General features: G+C 41.4%; 1 protein-coding gene. It reads right to left on the bottom strand.

Annotated features, from left to right (window positions below):
- Positions 1-304 (bottom strand): ImmA/IrrE family metallo-endopeptidase (locus tag RMT89_RS42110; RefSeq protein WP_315889039.1); only part of this gene is annotated, 304 nt, incomplete at both ends.

Genomic DNA, 304 nt, shown 5'->3' with positions numbered 1-304 from the left:
AATTTGAATTCCCTCATCCCCTTCCAGTCTAGCCTATTACCATTTGGGCGAGGATATAGCTTAAGCATCATTGGCCTTGGGAGTAATAAAGCGCTTGCAAACCGATTGGCTTGATTTTCAGTAGTTCTGTCACCAGTGACAATGCCTTCATGCATTACGAGATGTCCGATTTCATGGGCAATGTCGAAGCGTTGTCTACATACGCTTTCTTTTGCTGTGTTTCTCACAATAAAAGGACGCTCAACAGAAACAGATAAAGCATCGACCTCTTTCGATACAATATTAAAATTAGTGACAATTGCAC

The organism is Streptomyces sp. P17, from assembly GCF_032436805.1.
Lineage (GTDB): Bacteria > Actinomycetota > Actinomycetes > Streptomycetales > Streptomycetaceae > Streptomyces.
Note: the sequence above shows the minus strand (reverse complement) of the source record. Positions and strands in the feature narration are given on the sequence as shown.